The sequence below is a fragment of the Desulforamulus reducens MI-1 genome (assembly GCF_000016165.1).
GTDB lineage: Bacteria > Bacillota > Desulfotomaculia > Desulfotomaculales > Desulfotomaculaceae > Desulfotomaculum > Desulfotomaculum reducens.
In genome coordinates this window covers 170,841-186,621 of record NC_009253.1, presented here as the reverse complement: position 1 = coordinate 186,621, position 15,781 = coordinate 170,841, and the positions used below count along the sequence as shown (strand labels likewise).

The 15,781-nt window shown below is 44.0% G+C and carries 14 protein-coding genes, 2 tRNA genes and 1 rRNA gene; 1 reads left to right on the top strand and 16 read right to left on the bottom strand.

Annotation, left to right across the window (positions count from 1 at the left end):
* Positions 1–123: 123 nt before the first annotated feature.
* The 8 genes from DRED_RS00935 to DRED_RS00900 all read right to left on the bottom strand — a co-directional run bounded on the left by DRED_RS00935 (position 124) and on the right by DRED_RS00900 (position 7,588).
* Positions 124–199, bottom strand: a tRNA-Ala gene (locus tag DRED_RS00935).
* Positions 200–216: 17 nt separating this feature from the next.
* A tRNA-Ile gene (locus DRED_RS00930) sits at positions 217–293 on the bottom strand.
* A 78-nt stretch (positions 294–371) separates the two neighbouring features.
* Positions 372–1,990 (bottom strand): 16S ribosomal RNA (locus DRED_RS00925).
* Positions 1,991–2,414: 424 nt separating this feature from the next.
* Positions 2,415–3,947, bottom strand: a complete 1,533-nt coding sequence (gene lysS, locus DRED_RS00920; protein ID WP_011876565.1) for a lysine--tRNA ligase — start codon at positions 3,945–3,947, stop codon at positions 2,415–2,417.
* A 17-nt stretch (positions 3,948–3,964) separates the two neighbouring features.
* Complete coding sequence (greA, locus tag DRED_RS00915) at positions 3,965–4,441, bottom strand: transcription elongation factor GreA (RefSeq protein WP_011876564.1); 477 nt, start codon at positions 4,439–4,441, stop codon at positions 3,965–3,967.
* Positions 4,442–4,632: 191 nt separating this feature from the next.
* Positions 4,633–5,706, bottom strand: a complete 1,074-nt coding sequence (locus DRED_RS00910) for a shikimate 5-dehydrogenase (RefSeq protein WP_011876563.1) — start codon at positions 5,704–5,706, stop codon at positions 4,633–4,635.
* Positions 5,707–5,843: 137 nt separating this feature from the next.
* Entirely contained in the window at positions 5,844–6,803 is a 960-nt protein-coding gene (gene dusB / locus DRED_RS00905) for a tRNA dihydrouridine synthase DusB (protein WP_011876562.1), read from the bottom strand.
* Complete coding sequence (locus DRED_RS00900) at positions 6,794–7,588, bottom strand: type III pantothenate kinase (protein ID WP_011876561.1); 795 nt, start codon at positions 7,586–7,588, stop codon at positions 6,794–6,796. Before DRED_RS00900 ends, dusB begins: the two co-directional genes overlap by 10 nt.
* A 257-nt stretch (positions 7,589–7,845) precedes the next feature.
* On the opposite strand from DRED_RS00900, the gene DRED_RS00895 reads away from it, so the two are divergent.
* Entirely contained in the window at positions 7,846–8,502 is a 657-nt protein-coding gene (locus DRED_RS00895; protein WP_011876560.1) for a nitrite/sulfite reductase domain-containing protein, read from the top strand.
* A 17-nt stretch (positions 8,503–8,519) separates the two neighbouring features.
* On the opposite strand, the gene DRED_RS00890 is transcribed toward DRED_RS00895, so the two are convergent.
* The 8 genes from DRED_RS00890 to panD form a co-directional block, all read right to left on the bottom strand.
* Positions 8,520–9,110 (bottom strand): biotin transporter BioY, encoded by a 591-nt coding sequence (locus DRED_RS00890; protein WP_041274362.1) that lies wholly within the window; start codon positions 9,108–9,110, stop codon positions 8,520–8,522.
* Positions 9,111–9,192: 82 nt separating this feature from the next.
* Positions 9,193–10,176 (bottom strand): biotin--[acetyl-CoA-carboxylase] ligase, encoded by a 984-nt coding sequence (locus tag DRED_RS00885; protein ID WP_238442554.1) that lies wholly within the window; start codon positions 10,174–10,176, stop codon positions 9,193–9,195.
* A gap of 210 nt (positions 10,177–10,386) precedes the next feature.
* On the bottom strand, positions 10,387–10,677 hold the full coding sequence (locus DRED_RS00880) for a hypothetical protein (protein ID WP_011876557.1): 291 nt from the start codon (positions 10,675–10,677) through the stop codon (positions 10,387–10,389).
* 119 nt (positions 10,678–10,796) lie between these two features.
* Positions 10,797–11,720: a 4Fe-4S binding protein gene (locus tag DRED_RS00875; RefSeq protein WP_049755824.1), complete on the bottom strand. Its 924-nt coding sequence runs from the start codon at positions 11,718–11,720 to the stop codon at positions 10,797–10,799.
* A gap of 89 nt (positions 11,721–11,809) precedes the next feature.
* Positions 11,810–12,667 carry a carboxylating nicotinate-nucleotide diphosphorylase gene (nadC, locus tag DRED_RS00870; protein WP_011876555.1) on the bottom strand — a complete coding sequence of 286 codons (858 nt, stop codon included), beginning with the start codon at positions 12,665–12,667 and terminating at the stop codon, positions 11,810–11,812.
* A 14-nt stretch (positions 12,668–12,681) separates the two neighbouring features.
* Positions 12,682–14,268 carry an L-aspartate oxidase gene (gene nadB / locus DRED_RS00865; protein WP_011876554.1) on the bottom strand — a complete coding sequence of 529 codons (1,587 nt, stop codon included), beginning with the start codon at positions 14,266–14,268 and terminating at the stop codon, positions 12,682–12,684.
* A 47-nt stretch (positions 14,269–14,315) separates the two neighbouring features.
* Entirely contained in the window at positions 14,316–15,239 is a 924-nt protein-coding gene (gene nadA, locus DRED_RS00860) for a quinolinate synthase NadA (protein WP_011876553.1), read from the bottom strand.
* A gap of 158 nt (positions 15,240–15,397) precedes the next feature.
* Positions 15,398–15,781 carry an aspartate 1-decarboxylase gene (gene panD / locus DRED_RS00855; RefSeq protein ID WP_011876552.1) on the bottom strand — a complete coding sequence of 128 codons (384 nt, stop codon included), beginning with the start codon at positions 15,779–15,781 and terminating at the stop codon, positions 15,398–15,400.

Here is a 15,781-nt window from a genome sequence, read left to right as displayed (position 1 = left end):
TACTGAAATTGTTTTTGTCGACGCTTTACTTGTCGCTGTTCAGTTTTCAAAGAACGTTGGATTTCAGGTTTGTTTTTAAGAGACTTAGCTTAAGCTCATGGCTCATAGCTAAATAGATAAAAATGGTGGAGACAAGCGGGATCGAACCGCTGACCCCCTGCTTGCAAGGCAGGTGCTCTCCCAGCTGAGCTATGCCCCCACGATATATCTATTTATTGGTGGGACTAGGTGGACTCGAACCACCGACCTCACGCTTATCAGGCGTGCGCTCTAACCGGCTGAGCTATAGTCCCATTTGGTCTCTCAAAACTAAACAGGTTGATGATGAATGACCGACCTTAGATAATTAGCTTTCGCTAATTTCTCCTTAGAAAGGAGGTGATCCAGCCGCACCTTCCGATACGGCTACCTTGTTACGACTTCACCCCAATCATCGGCCCCACCTTCGACGGCTGCCTCCTTGCGGTTAGCTCACCGGCTTCGGGTGTTGTCAACTTTCGTGGTGTGACGGGCGGTGTGTACAAGGCCCGGGAACGTATTCACCGCAGTATGCTGACCTGCGATTACTAGCGATTCCGACTTCATGTAGTCGAGTTGCAGACTACAATCCGAACTGGGACCGGCTTTCTCAGGTTTGCTCCACCTCACGGCTTCGCTTCCGTCTGTACCGGCCATTGTAGTACGTGTGTAGCCCAGGACATAAGGGGCATGATGATTTGACGTCATCCCCACCTTCCTCCGTTTTGTCAACGGCAGTCACATTAGAGTTCCCACCTTTACGTGCTGGCAACTAATGTTAGGGGTTGCGCTCGTTGCGGGACTTAACCCAACATCTCACGACACGAGCTGACGACAACCATGCACCACCTGTCTCTACGTTATCCCGAAGGATAAGGCTCATATCTCTATGAGTTTCGTAGGATGTCAAGCCCTGGTAAGGTTCTTCGCGTTGCGTCGAATTAAACCACATACTCCACCGCTTGTGCGGGCCCCCGTCAATTCCTTTGAGTTTCAGTCTTGCGACCGTACTCCCCAGGCGGAGTGCTTATTGTGTTTACTGCGGCACTGCAGGGGTCGATACCCGCAACACCTAGCACTCATCGTTTACGGCGTGGACTACCAGGGTATCTAATCCTGTTCGCTCCCCACGCTTTCGCGCCTCAGTGTCAGTTACAGTCCAGAGAGCCGCCTTCGCCACTGGTATTCCTCCCAATATCTACGCATTTCACCGCTACACTGGGAATTCTGCTCCCCTCTCCTGCACTCAAGTCCACCAGTATCAGAGGCAATCACGGGGTTGAGCCCCGAACTTTCACCTCTAACTTAATGCACCACCTACGCGCCCTTTACGCCCAGTAAATCCGGACAACGCTCGCTCCCTACGTATTACCGCGGCTGCTGGCACGTAGTTAGCCGGAGCTTACTCTTCAGGTACCGTCATTTGTTCTTCCCTGAAAACAGAGGTTTACAACCCGAAGGCCTTCTTCCCTCACGCGGCGTTGCTCCGTCAGGCTTTCGCCCATTGCGGAAGATTCCCCACTGCTGCCTCCCGTAGGAGTCTGGGCCGTGTCTCAGTCCCAGTGTGGCCGTTCGCCCTCTCAGGCCGGCTACCCATCGTCGCCTTGGTGGTCCGTTACACCACCAACTAGCTAATGGGACGCGGATCCATCTGATAGCACGATAGCTTTCCTTACAGAGCCATGCGACTCCGCAAGCGTATCCGGTATTAGCAACCGTTTCCAGCTGTTATCCCGGTCTATCAGGCAGGTTATCCACGCGTTACTCACCCGTTCGCCACTATCTTCGAAGTTCGACGTTCGAAATTCGTGATTCGATCCAAGCATTTCTTTGGGGTCTTTTAAATGACCCTTAAGCTTTACTCGAACTCAAAATTCGAACCTCGAATGTCGAACCTCGAAGACCGTTCGACTTGCATGTGTTAAGCACGCCGCCAGCGTTCGTCCTGAGCCAGGATCAAACTCTCCGTAAAATATTTCGCAATATTTTAAAGAGTTTTTGGCTCTTTTCTTATCCTTGATTTACTCGCTAGCGTCTTTTAACGCTTGACGAGGATGTTTTTTGTGGTCATTCATAGTTTCATCTTGCGATGACTTTTGACTTGACCTTTTGCATCCATCATCTCTGTTTAGTTTTCAAAGACCAGTTTTTCTCGGCAGTTTTTACTGCCCTCGATTTGAAATGTTACCATATTGTAAATTCTGTGTCAAGTTTTATTTAACATTGTTTTTTTATAACAAATGTTGTCAGCTCTCACAAGAATTAATTATACATGTGGTATAATGTTTTGTCTAGTATTATTTTTATCTTTTTTGTTCCGGCATTTAACCCGCCGGGAGACAAGAAATAGCTTATCATTCCCGGCGGTTAAAGTCAAAAGGTAATTTGTTCTTATACTAGGATTCCTTGGGTCTCATTAACGGAAATAATATTACATCACGAATAGAAGATGAGTTGGTTAATAACATAACTAGACGGTCAATACCGATTCCTAATCCTCCGGCTGGTGGCATGCCATATTCTAGAGCCTGAATGAAATCTTCGTCATACATTTGGGCTTCTTCATCCCCTGCATTTCTCTTTTCTACTTGGGACATAAATCTGCCCTTTTGGTCAATAGGATCGTTAAGCTCGGAAAAAGCATTGGCTAATTCCCGTCCATATATGAATAACTCAAAACGATAAGTCAATTCTGGGTTCTCTTGCTGACGTTTTGCCAGGGGTGATATGTCTACAGGGTAATCTATTACAAAGGTTGGTTGAATCAGCTTGTCCTCAACCTTTTCCTCAAATACCGTATTAAGAATATCTCCCCAAGAAGCACTGGGTTCAACATCAAGGCCTAACCCCTTAGCTGCTTCAAAGGCTTCTTTAGCGTCTTTTAACTGGGAAAAATCTAATCCTGAATGTTCTTTGACAATTTCTAGCATAGGAACCCGTCGCCATGGTTTAGCAAGGCTGATTTCTACACCCTCGTATTCAACCATAGTGGTCCCCAGCACATCCTGAGCCACCTGAGAAATAAGATCTTCTGTGAGATCCATCATATCATTATAGTCAGCATAGGCTTGGTATAATTCAATAGTAGTAAATTCAGGATTATGCCTAGTAGAAATACCTTCGTTGCGAAAGTTGCGATTAATTTCGTAAACCTTATCAAATCCGCCCACTAATAACCTTTTTAGATATAACTCTGGGGCAATCCTCATGTAGAGATTCATATCCAGGGTATTATGGTGGGTAATAAAGGGGCGTGCACTGGCACCGCCGGCAATGGGGTGCATCATGGGGGTTTCAACCTCTAGGAAGCCCCTCTGATCTAAGTAGTTGCGGATACCCCTTACCACCCTACTACGGGTAATGAAGGTTTGTTTTACTTCGGGATTTACAATAAGATCTACGTAACGTTGACGGTAGCGTAGGTCAACATCCTTTAGCCCATGCCATTTTTCGGGCAGAGGTCGTAAGGACTTTGATAATAATTTATAACTGTCAATATGTACGGTTATTTCACCTTTACGAGTTCTAAATACCTTTCCGTAACAGCCAATAATATCACCGATATCCAGTTTCTCAAGGCGAGCATATTCCTCTGCTCCCAAATCGTTTAACCTAGCATATACTTGAATATTCCCTCTACTGTCTTGGATATTGGCAAAACTAGCTTTACCCATTACTCGTTTTGCTGTAATGCGACCCGCAATGGTAACGGTTTGCCCTTCCATTTCTTCAAACCGCTCTGTGATATCAAAGGTATAATGAGTAACCTCAAATTTTTCACCAAAGGGCTGAATGCCTTGGTTAATAAGTTCTTGTAGTTTCTCTCTGCGAACTTTCATAAGCTCATTAAGATCTTCAAGCATGGTTTGTCCGGCATCCGGTGTCTCCGAAGACGGTTGTACTAAATTATTTTCGTTTACATCTGTCATTTCAAAACCCCCAAACGCTACCTCAAAATGTCGACAATTTCATACTTCAAAATACCCGCAGGAACATTAACTTCCACAACACTCCCTTTGGATTGTCCTAAAATAGCTCTACCAACCGGTGATTCATTAGATATTTTGTTTGCATCTGGATCTGCTTCCACAGATCCTACTATGGAATATTCCAACTCATCCCCAAACTCCAAGTCCTTTAAAATCACTTTGGAGCCTAATGAAACCACTTCGTTATCTAGGTTTTCGTCATCAATAATTTTAGCGTTACGCAGCATTTTTTCAAGGGTTAAAATACGACCCTCAATAAAAGCCTGTTCATTTTTAGCATCTTCATATTCAGAGTTTTCACTAATGTCTCCGAATTCGATTGCTTGCTTAATTCTCTCGGCCACTTGCCGTCTCTTCACGGTCTTAAGTTGTTCCAGTTCATCCTCCAATTGCTTTAAACCAGTAACTGTAAGCATGACATCTTTTTCTTTCATTCTAACTCTCCTTATCCTTAAAATCCGTTTTCTCTATCTTCTTTAATTAGCAATAAGCCTATCTACAGTTAAAGCACTGCAAAAGGGGGAATACCAATTGCAGTGCTTCCTTTCTTTGTCTATTGTTCCTGTACATTATAAAAACACCATGAATTATTTGTCAAGAATTCATTTGAAAACATCTTAAAATCCTAAGATGCTTTTATTAATGCCCTTTGTTTTATTAAACTAATCTCTTCTTCTAATATGGGTTTTTCAAAGCTGCGGAATCCTGCTAAGCGAAAACCGTGTTTCTTACCTAATTGATAGATCTCCTCTACCTGCTTGAGAGTTAGTTCTCGCCCCAATGTATAGCTTTCCATTTTTCCTTCAAGGGCCAATATCATAGTTTCAGCCATACATGCATAGGCAGTTTTTGGAGGAAAGCCAAAATTAAAATTGAAATTGACATCTCCTGGAACCTCAACAATCCCTCCTTCGATAACCAGAACATCATCCCTTTCCTCTACTACCCGACGGGAAACATCCCTTGGTCTGGCTACATCACACACCACCGCCCCTGGTTTTAAATCCTCTGGCTGAATAATGGTATCCATCGAACTAGTTACAGTAATAACCAGTTCGGACTTTCTTAGGACGGATTTAATATTGGAGTTGACCTCTGCTGCCAATCCAGTCTCATACATAATACGATCTGCCAGCAGGTGCAGTTTTGCCTCGTTTCTACCAACCAAGGTTAAATTCTTTACATCTCTGGCTAAAAACAATGCGCATACACTGCCAATGGCTCCAGTGGCCCCCACCACTGTAACCCGTGATTTCTTCAAATCGTGACCCATTAATTGTGCGGCTTTCTTTGCTCCTTCCAGGGCCATGGCAACGGTGTAACTGTTACCCGTTGTTACGGGTATTTTTAGATTTTTTGCCACAGTTATACCAGCATCCCCAACCACTTTTGTAAAAGCTCCTAACCCCACAACATTAGCCCCTAATTTTTCAGCCAGGCGGCCGGCCTGAATAACCTTATTTATAACAAATTGCTGCGGTAGTGTTATCATTTGTTTCGTTGTAAGCAGGCAGGACACAAAGGCCCCCTTGGTTTCTGCCTCTGGGGAACGGATTCCTGTGATGGAAGATATCTGAACAGGGGGGAGCAGTTTTAGAGTCTGTTCAACCAGGGTATCTGGCATATAGCGTGTAAAGTTAAATTTTCTGGCCACATCACTGCAATCCAGTGGGTGTACAATAAAAGCAAAGCTTTTCATGGTGCTTCCCCCGTTCTCGTATTATGGTTATTTCTTTACAATCATATGCCTGTAAATCAACAATCATTATAAAAAATACGAGAACAGGCCATAAATTTTACTGAAAAAAGGTTCTGTTAGAAAACAAAACCTTTTCTTTAATCCAGGAGACTTCTCAGTATATCCTCAATCTCTTTTTTACTTTGGGACTTGTTAATGGTCTCCCTTATCCGGGCAGCTCCCCGCATACCCTTAGTGTACCAGGCAGCGTGTTTTCTCATTTCAAAAACCGCTACCTCCTCGCCCTTAGACTCCACCATGAGCTGTAAATGACGAATTGCAGTTTCTACCCTTTCCTGTGCACTGGGACAAGGCAGTTCCATTCCGGTCTTTAGATAATAGACAATTTCTCGGAAGATCCATGGGTTTCCCATTGCCCCTCGTCCTACCATTACACCATCGCAACCAGTCAACTCTAACATCTTAGCAGCATCCCGGGCACACCAAATATCCCCGTTCCCAATAACAGGTATTTTTAAAGCTTCTTTAACTTTTCGAATGCTTTCCCAGTCGGCCTTACCACTATAAAATTGGCTTCGGGTACGCCCATGCACTGCCACAGCCGAAGCCCCTGCGGCCTCCACTAACCTCGCAAATTCAACAGCATTTACCGATTGCTCATCCCAGCCCTTACGAATTTTTACGGTAACTGGCACGGCAGGTACGGACTTTACCACCGCCTCCACAATTTTGGCAGCCAATTGTGGGGTCTTCATCAGTGCACTGCCTTCGTTGTTTTTTACAATTTTAGGTGTGGGGCAACCCATATTAATATCAACAATCGTTGCCCCCCTTTCCACAACAATGGCTGCGGCTTTGCCCATGGATTCAGGGTTTGAACCAAATATCTGAACGCTTAGTGGTACTGTTTCTCCCCTGAAATCCAACATTCTGTAAGTCCTGGGATTGGCATAAAGTAACGCTAAATCACTAATCATTTCTGTAACAGCAAGTCCACATCCTTGCTCTCTAGCAAGAATTCGATAGGCCCTATCTGTTACCCCGGCCATGGGAGCCGCAATCACCTGATTTGGTAACCTAACGGAACCTATTTGCATAAGCCTTGTCCCCCATTAGTCGCCTGGTTGCGTTCGTAGAGAATATATAAACCCATCAAAGTTAACGAGGGGTTAATTATATCTATCACTGTGGTTTCCCTGGCAATAATCTCTGCCAACCCCCCAGTTGCAATAACCTGTACATCAGTTCCTATCTCTTGTTTCATCCTTTTCACAATCATTTCTACCTGCCCCGCAAAGCCAAAAACAATTCCCGCTTGCATGGCATTTATTGTATTCCTACCAATAACTGACAGAGGTTTAACAAGTTCTACCCTAGGCAGTTTAGCTGCCCTGGCAAATAAAGCTTCGGTTGAAATACCTATGCCCGGTGCGATGGCCCCTCCTAAGTATTCGCCTTTGGCTGTTACGCAGCAAAAGGTAGTTGCTGTGCCAAAGTCAACGATAATTAGAGGACCCCCGTAGAGGGAGTAGGCGGCTACTGCATTGACAATTCGGTCCGCACCAACTTCTCTGGGATTGTCCGTTTTAATAGGAATACCGGTTTTAATTCCCGGTCCAACCAGAATGGGATCCAACTTAAAATATTTTTTAATCATAGATTCCAACAGCCCATTTACCGGAGGCACGACGGAAGAAATAATAACCCCTTCCACAGAAGTCATATTTATTTTCGATAAAGTAAAAAGTTCTTTTAATAAAACACCATACTCATCAGCGGTCCGGTTACGGTCTGTGGCTAAACGCCAGTGATCTACCAAATTTTTATCCTGAAAAACACCAAAGACAATGTTAGTATTGCCAATGTCTATTGCCAGTAGCAAATTGTTCCCTACCTTTCTCTTTTAACAACATTTCCAATTTTGTTGACAAGTGATTCCCTTTGTCAATCAACTCAAGAGCAATTCTATCAATTTAGATGACAAAGTGCAATAAGACCAATATATCGTAAAGCCAGCCTAAGATAACTCATCATTTGATTAATTTTTATTTTTCTGTATTATTTTGTTTTCCCTTGACATTAAAGTTATCTTTTGTATACTATTTTAGTATACTTTTTGTTGTGAAAGGAGCTATGCTCATGTCAGAATCCCCCAAAAATGCTATCTTACAACGTGATAATACCTATGCAATTATCCCTAAAACTGGTTTCGCCGGGTTATTAAACGGTGACTCCTTACGTAAGTTGGCCGATGTTGTGGACAAGTATCAAATTCCGGTGATAAAGATGACTGCTTCCCAACGAATCGCATTGGTGGGCATTAAAGAAGAAGATGTAAACAAAGTATGGGCAGACCTCGGAATGGAAGCTGCACCTGCCACAGGTCTCTGTGTAAGAAGTGTGCAATCCTGTCCAGGAAATTCCCTGTGCAAATATGGTAAACAGGATTCCTTAGGACTGGCCCAAAGGCTAGATGAACTTTTCTCTGGCATAGCATTGCCTAATAAATTTAAAATGGGTATTTCTGGATGCCCATTAAATTGTTGCGAAGCTTGGACGAGGGATTTTGGGGCCTTTGGAAAACCAAATGGCTTCACCGTTGTGATTGGCGGCAACGCCGGTGCCGCTCCCCACATTGGTAAAGTGCTGGCAGAGGGCCTGAGTATAGAAGAGGTTGTATCCCTGGCTGGTCGGTTAATTAGTTATTATAAAGAGAATGCTAAGAACGGCGAGAGAATGTTTAAATTTGTAGAGCGACTGGGCATTGAAGAAATACAAAAGGTCACCTTAGCTTAATGCAAAAGCTGCCGAGGTTAACTCGGCAGCTTTTGGTTTGGCTTGGTTGAAGAATTAGGCAGTCGTTGATGAATGGCTCTTGCCAAAACAGCCACAATTACAGCCTTTAATAAATCCCAAAGGACAAAGGGTAAAAAGCCAATTTTTAACACTCCCATCAGGGATACTGTTTTTCCAAGATAAAAATTTAATGTCACGTAAATATATGGTAGCCCCACTACATAGATAACAGCCATCCCTGCCACTGAGGCCATCAAATAATAGATTAATTTCTTGTCTTTATGTCCTTCTAAGATTTTTCCTGCTACATAGGCAGCAATTACCTGTCCTAAAAGAAATCCAAAAGTGGGCTTCAGCACATAGGCAGGACCTCCGAAGGGCTCCGTGGCAAATACCGGCAGCCCGATCAAGCCCAATAGTAAATAAACAATCATACTCAAGGCCCCGGTCCTTGCCCCCAATAGCACCCCCGCCAGTATCGCTATCAAAGGTTGTAAACTGAAGGGCACCAGTGCCAGTACAAATGGAACCCGGGTGATTAAGGTCACCACCACCATAATTGCCGCCATTAAGGCTGCCATTGAAATTTCCCTGCTAGTAAGTCGCAATCGATACACCTCCTTTGTTAACCATTATATTTCCCCCAAGTTGACATTTAGGCCAAAAACTTGCCCGAGAGTCTATCCCGGGTCATTTATTGGCTGGTCTCAATGATACTTCCCCTGAATAAAATGTTTTTATGGTACCGTCGTATAACCGAAGAAGCAAGGCCCCGCCGTCATCGATTCCTTCCATAGTACCTTGGTAATTGCTATTTAATCCACTTACTTGTACCTTGTTACCTATCCATAAAGCGTTATCTCGCCATAAACCCTTCAGAGGTAAAAATCCTTCCTGTTGCCAAAGGGTATAAAGATTATCCAGTTCCTCCAGTAGTACCTTTAATATCTGGGATCGCAGCAGTGTCCGCCCTAATTGAACCCTCAGGGAAGTGGCTGTATTACCAAAACACACCAAGTCTTCCTTGCTTTGATTCACATTCAGGCCAATCCCCAAAACAACATACTTTACTCGATCTGCCTCCGCAGCCATCTCTGCAAGGATACCACATATTTTTAGTCCCTCAATGTAGACATCATTGGGCCATTTAACCTGTGCCCTAAGACCGAGGGTACGATACAAAGCCTTAACCACAGCCACCGCTGCCAACATAGTAAACTGGGGCACCTCCATTGGATTGGCCCGGGGGAATAGGACTACGGAAAAACAAAGACCCGTCCGGGGTGGGCATTGCCAGGTGCGACCCAGCCTTCCCCGACCTTTGCTTTGTTCCTCTGTAATGATAATGGCCCCTTCGGTTATCCCTTGCCTTGCAAGGTCCTTGGCAACCTCATTGGTGGAAGTGGTGGTTTTGTAATAACGAACAGTCTGTCCGATGATATGGGTCTTGATATCTGTCTGCCACTCTGCTGGGTCTAGAATATCCGGAGAGGTTAACAAACGATAACCCAAGCGAGGTCTGGCCTCAATATCATACCCATCACTCCTAAGGGACTCAATGGTTTTCCAAATAGCTGTTCTGGACACCTGGAGTTGCTGACATATGTATTCGCCTGATACATACCCTGGCTCTTCTTCCCGAAGTAGCTCTAGGATTTTTTGTTTAGGATTCATAATACCACCCTTTGGCATTTTATCCCATTAGAACTTCTTTGTCAACCATTATATCCACCAAGGTTTACATTTAGTCGCTAAGAAACCTTTTACTTAAGAAGCTCTCCTTTGCCCCTTTATGGATACCAAGGACGTGTATAAAATTCTGATACGGTAACTCTAAACCGTATATTGGAGTTGCACCATGGCCTTTCACAGTAATGGGGAGATTTACCGCCATGGGCATGGACCGGGTTTCTTTTCTGTTTTAAATACTTTGTTAATCAGTTTTATTTTTTGATCAGAAGAACCGTTACAAGGAGCAATGCCCGACTTATCCTGCCTTAAACAATCCTCTTGCATATTAGCTGCCGTTTTTAAATTGGGACATTGTCTATAGTTTTTCCCCTTACAGTACTGTTTCCACCAGTTTTCCGGTAAAACCAATGTGTTCTGAGCAAAACCATAGTCTATTAAGGCATTGCAACCGTAATGCCCTTTTGCATGGGGGCAATTGGCCATAATAACACCCCTTAAAATATGATTGTTATAATCATATCTATAAAAGTGTTATTATGGTAATAGAGCAATGGGGTAAAATCATAGGGACCTATGTCCTTTAATCATATGATAAATCCCCTTTACCTTTCTTCCTCCATATGAATTTGGGCATTGCCCTTAGTAATCCAAAGACCTGTGGATTTAGCAGCCAAATATGTTCCCATAAATAGTCCAATGGTGATAATGCCTACCATTAGTATGGATATGGTTTTTTTACCAAAGCGCATAGCAAGGGTTCCCGGTTTAACACAGTGATTAACACATTCCCCACAGGCTATACATTCCGATCCTTGGACATGATCTTGCAAGATAGACACCTGCATAGTACATTTTCGTTCACATTTTCCACACTGTACACATTGCTGCTGGTCAACACCCAGTTTTACCAAACTAAACTTATGAAAAAGACCTAAGAAGGCACCCAGGGGACAGAGATACTTGCACCATAATCGGTCAATAAAGATGGCCCCTACTAATGTTACGACCAGTAAAATCAGTCCTATGGGCCGCTCCGTTAGTTTTTCCCATCCGCCAAAGATATGCGCATAGGCAACCCATGGGTCCAAATCACGAAAAACTAAGGTTCCTGTATGCCAGGTTAAAGCAATAATAAGGAGTAGGAATAAATACTTTAAAGACCTTAAATAACGGTCTATTTTCTCCGGCGGGCTAAAGTTCTTGCCCATTATCCTCTGACCCAAACGGTTTAACCATTCTTGGAGGGTCCCCAGGGGACAAATCCAGCCACAAAAGGCCCTTCCCACCACGATGGCGGTTAATATGGTTCCCACCAGTAAAATAACATTGGACAGGTTCGTTCTCTTGATAAACTCACCATAGGCTATAAATCCATAAAGACTCTCTAACCCACCAAAGGGACAAAAGGCATCAATGGGAGGCCTCCCGTTTGGACCCCCGCCGAAGAATTGGTGTGCCCAGGCCACATAGGTCATGGATAAAAGGAAAATCCCCTGAGTAAACCTACGCAAGGTATTAGACGACATAATAATTCCCCCCTGCAACTAACTTTTAAATTAATTATAGGGGGGAATTATTACTAAATTCACATCAAATTGTTACATTTCTGTCACAATTAGTTATTTCTTACTTTTATCTCACCAATATCTAAACTAATATCCAGGGACTTAATGGAATGAGTAAGGGCTCCCACCGATATTAAATCAACCCCTGTTTTTGCCACAGAAACAATGGTTTCTTCATTTACTCCACCGGATGCTTCCACCAAGGCTCGTCCATCGATCAACTTGACGGCTTCCCGCATAGTAGCATGATCCATGTTATCCAACATAATAATATCTGCTTTAGCATCTAATGCCTCGATAACGCCGGCTAAACTTTCTACCTCAACCTCAATTTTAATGGTATGGGGCACATTATGTCTGGCCGCCAGTATAGCCTGTGTTATGCCCCCAGCCACTTTTATGTGGTTATCTTTAATTAATACTGCGTCATTTAATCCAAAGCGATGATTAAAACCCCCGGCAATCCGGACAGCATACTTTTCCAACATGCGTAAGCCAGGCGTTGTCTTGCGGGTATCCACAACACGCACAGGGTAAAGCTTTACTTTTTCAACTAAAGATGCTGTCCGGGTGGCGATGCCACTCATTCTTTGCAAGAAATTTAAGGCCAGACGCTCCCCGGTTAAAATAGCCCGAGCATCCCCCTCAACCTTTGCAATGGTTTGGCCGGCCTCCAATTGATCCCCATCCTTTGCATGGGCGATAAAGCCAATCTCCGGGGATAAATAACGGAAAACCGCTTCTGCCACCGAGATACCCGCCACAATGCCAGTTTCCTTAACAAATATAATCCCTTTGGTCTTACATTCAGCAGGAACAATGCTGTTGGTTGTAATATCTCCCGTACCTATGTCTTCAGCTAAGGAAGTTTCAATCAATTTTCTTAATTCCATAAAATTCAGATCCATGGGGAACCTCCATTTTAATTACCCTTAAGAATAATATGCTTTTGCCACCGCTCTGATGTCTCGGGATAATCTAAGCGAAAATGGCCTCCTCTGCTTTCACTCCGCATCATTGCGGCCTCAGCTATCAATGCCCCAACCTCCAGCATGTTTCGCACTTCCATTTTTGCTGTATCCCTAACTTCATGCTTGGTTAAATATGACCAACGTTCAAAGAATGCCAGTGCTTGGGCTAGTCGCTGGGCGGTCCGTAATGGACCTACTTTGTCTCCCATAATATGCTGTATCTCTTTCCTTAGGTCGATAAAGTCTTCTTCAGGAGTTGTCAGCAAATCTTGACAGAAGAACTCTGTTTCCTCGGGTAATCTTTCTTCTAGGACATGGTTGGCCCTTGCCACAATACGCCCGCCCCAGACCAGACCATCCAACAATGAGTTGCTGGCCAGTCTATTTGCACCGTGGACTGCCATGCAACTGGCTTCACCGCAAGCGAATAAGCGTTGGATACTTGTTTCTCCCCAGAGATCCGTTTTCACCCCACCCATCATATAGTGGGCCGCCGGGGCAACTGGAATAAATTCCCGGGCAATATCTACGCCGTATTTGGAACAGGTTTGTGTGATAGTCGGAAAACGTTCCTTAATTTTATCGGGATCTAAGTGAGTCAGATCAAGAAAAACAGAATTAGCCCTTGTCCTAGCCATTTCACTTAAAATCGCACGGGATACTATATCTCGGGGGGCAAGCTCCGCCATACCATGATATTGGGCCATAAACCTTTCCCCCCAAGAATTTCGCAGTAGAGCCCCTTCTCCTCTTACAGCCTCCGAAATTAAAAAGCGGGGTGCATCTGGTAAAACCAATGAAGTGGGATGAAACTGAATAAACTCCATGTCCATGACTTCAGCACCAGCTCTGTAGGCTAAGGCAATTCCGTCAGCTGTAGCAACTTCGGGGTTTGTGGTATAGTTATATAACCGTCCAGACCCTCCAGTGGCCAAAACAACGATTTTACCCCTAAAAACACGAAATTGGCCGGTAATTTGATCCATAGCCAGAGCACCGTAACATACATTATTTTTGACCAGCAGGTCAACAACATACTGATTTTCAATAATCTCTACACTAGACAATGAGGATACATTTTGATATAGGGCACGTAAAATCTCCGCTCCGGTAGCGTCACCCTGTGCATGAAGGATCCGATGTTGGCTATGGCAACCTTCTCTGGTGAAACAAAGATCTTCTCCTGTTCGATCAAAGGATGCACCCATTTTAATTAATTCCTTTACTCTCTCGGGTCCTTCGTTTACCAATATTCTAACAGCATCTTCATCACATAGACCAGCCCCGGCAATTAATGTATCTTGCATATGTAATGCTGGGGAATCATGCTGACCCAATGCGGCAGCAATACCACCCTGAGCCCTATCGGTATTACTTTCGGCCACCGTGCGTTTTGTCAGGAGAGTTATTTGTGCACCGGATTTTGCTGCCGCCCAAGCAGTAAAAAGCCCTGCAATACCCCCGCCTATGATCAAATACTCTGCTTCCTGTTGGGGTAATTCCCTGGAGTCAAAATTAACCAGGTATCGGTTTGTCAAAGAAAACAACTCCCCCCAAATTTAGCTATTATAAAAAAATCTATGTTTTATTGCACTGCCAGCATTCTATCCAGACAAGCCAGCGCCTTTTCTCGAATATCAGCAGCTACAGTAATTTGTGGTTGCATGTTGTCTAAAGCTTCCTTCACTTTATCCAGTGTTGTAGCCTTCATATTTGGACAAACCAATCTTTTGGTGGCCAAGTAAAATTCTTTGCCCGGGCACTGTTTGTACAATTGGTGAAGAATACCTGCTTCCGTTCCGATAATAAATTTCTTTGCGCTACTTTCCTTGGCAAATTTAATTAGACCAGTTGTGCTGGAGACGTAATCTGCCAAAGCCACTACCTCCGGCCGACATTCCGGGTGAATTAATACCAATGCCTCCGGATACGTCTCTTTGGCCTTCATCACTTCCTCCGTTGTAACCCAATCATGGGTATTGCACCAGCCTTCCCAAAGGGTCATCGGTCGCGCTGTTTTATTGGCTACATAGGCACCCAGGTTCTTATCCGGAATAAAAATTATAGGCTTGTCCTCCGGGATCGATTGAACAATTTTAACTGCATTGGCAGAAGTACAGCAGATATCACTTTCTGCCTTCACTTCTGCCGAAGTGTTGACATAGGCAACCACTATAGCCTCTGGCATTTCCTTCTTTTTAATAAACAATTCCTCGGCAGTAACCATATCTGCCATGGGACAACCTGCATTTTCTTCGGGCAATAGAATAACTTTATCAGGGGAAAGAATAGCAGCACTTTCTGCCATAAAATGAACCCCACAGAAAACTATAACATCAGCATCGGTGGTGGCCGCCCTCCTGGATAACTCCAGGGAATCCCCAATAATGTCAGCTACCTCCTGTACCTCTGGGCGTTGATAAACATGTGCCAATATTATGGCATTTCGTTCTTTTTTCAATCTTTTAATATCTTCCGTGAGCTGGCTAATTTTATCCTCGATTGACATTTACTCAACTCCTTGCCCGAAAAAGGTTCAGGCAATTTTATTAAAATCTTCGTTGCATCTGGGCCTATCAGAGAGCAGGTGTCTTTCTAATAGGCCTAGCAGATGCTACTCTTGTAGAAATTCTATCCAGTGGGTTGAAATTTGTCAATACAAAGGGCCTAGCCACAGACCCCATGGCATTCCTGGTCTATAACCTCTGTTATTTTATTCTTCTCGTCTACCATAACAACCTTTGGTTTAAAATCCCTGGCCTCCTGCTCACCGATCATTGTATAGGCAATGATAATGACGGTATCCCCTGGTTGAACCAGCCTAGCCGCAGCACCGTTAAGACATATCACACCGGAGCCTGGTTCACCCTCAATAACATAGGTTTCCAACCGTGCACCATTGTTATTATTAACCACTTGCACCTTTTCATTGGGTAGAATGCCAGCGGCCTTCATTAGTTCCTGATCTATGGTAATACTACCCATATAATTCAAATTGGCCTCTGTGACAGTGGCCCTATGTATTTTGGATTTGAACATGAATAGTAGCAT

What these genes read in the sequence shown, in the direction of transcription:
- lysS (WP_011876565.1), bottom strand. Translation starts at nt 3,947, where the DNA reads ATGACAGATGTAAACGAAAATAATTTAGTACAACCGTCTTCGGAGACA.
- greA (WP_011876564.1), bottom strand. Translation starts at nt 4,441, where the DNA reads ATGAAAGAAAAAGATGTCATGCTTACAGTTACTGGTTTAAAGCAATTG.
- DRED_RS00910 (WP_011876563.1), bottom strand. Translation starts at nt 5,706, where the DNA reads ATGAAAAGCTTTGCTTTTATTGTACACCCACTGGATTGCAGTGATGTG.
- dusB (WP_011876562.1), bottom strand. Translation starts at nt 6,803, where the DNA reads ATGCAAATAGGTTCCGTTAGGTTACCAAATCAGGTGATTGCGGCTCCC.
- DRED_RS00895 (WP_011876560.1), top strand. Translation starts at nt 7,846, where the DNA reads ATGTCAGAATCCCCCAAAAATGCTATCTTACAACGTGATAATACCTAT.
- DRED_RS00885 (WP_238442554.1), bottom strand. Translation starts at nt 10,176, where the DNA reads ATGAATCCTAAACAAAAAATCCTAGAGCTACTTCGGGAAGAAGAGCCA.
- DRED_RS00880 (WP_011876557.1), bottom strand. Translation starts at nt 10,677, where the DNA reads ATGGCCAATTGCCCCCATGCAAAAGGGCATTACGGTTGCAATGCCTTA.
- DRED_RS00875 (WP_049755824.1), bottom strand. Translation starts at nt 11,720, where the DNA reads ATGTCGTCTAATACCTTGCGTAGGTTTACTCAGGGGATTTTCCTTTTA.
- nadC (WP_011876555.1), bottom strand. Translation starts at nt 12,667, where the DNA reads ATGGATCTGAATTTTATGGAATTAAGAAAATTGATTGAAACTTCCTTA.
- nadA (WP_011876553.1), bottom strand. Translation starts at nt 15,239, where the DNA reads ATGTCAATCGAGGATAAAATTAGCCAGCTCACGGAAGATATTAAAAGA.
- panD (WP_011876552.1), bottom strand. Translation starts at nt 15,781, where the DNA reads ATGCTACTATTCATGTTCAAATCCAAAATACATAGGGCCACTGTCACA.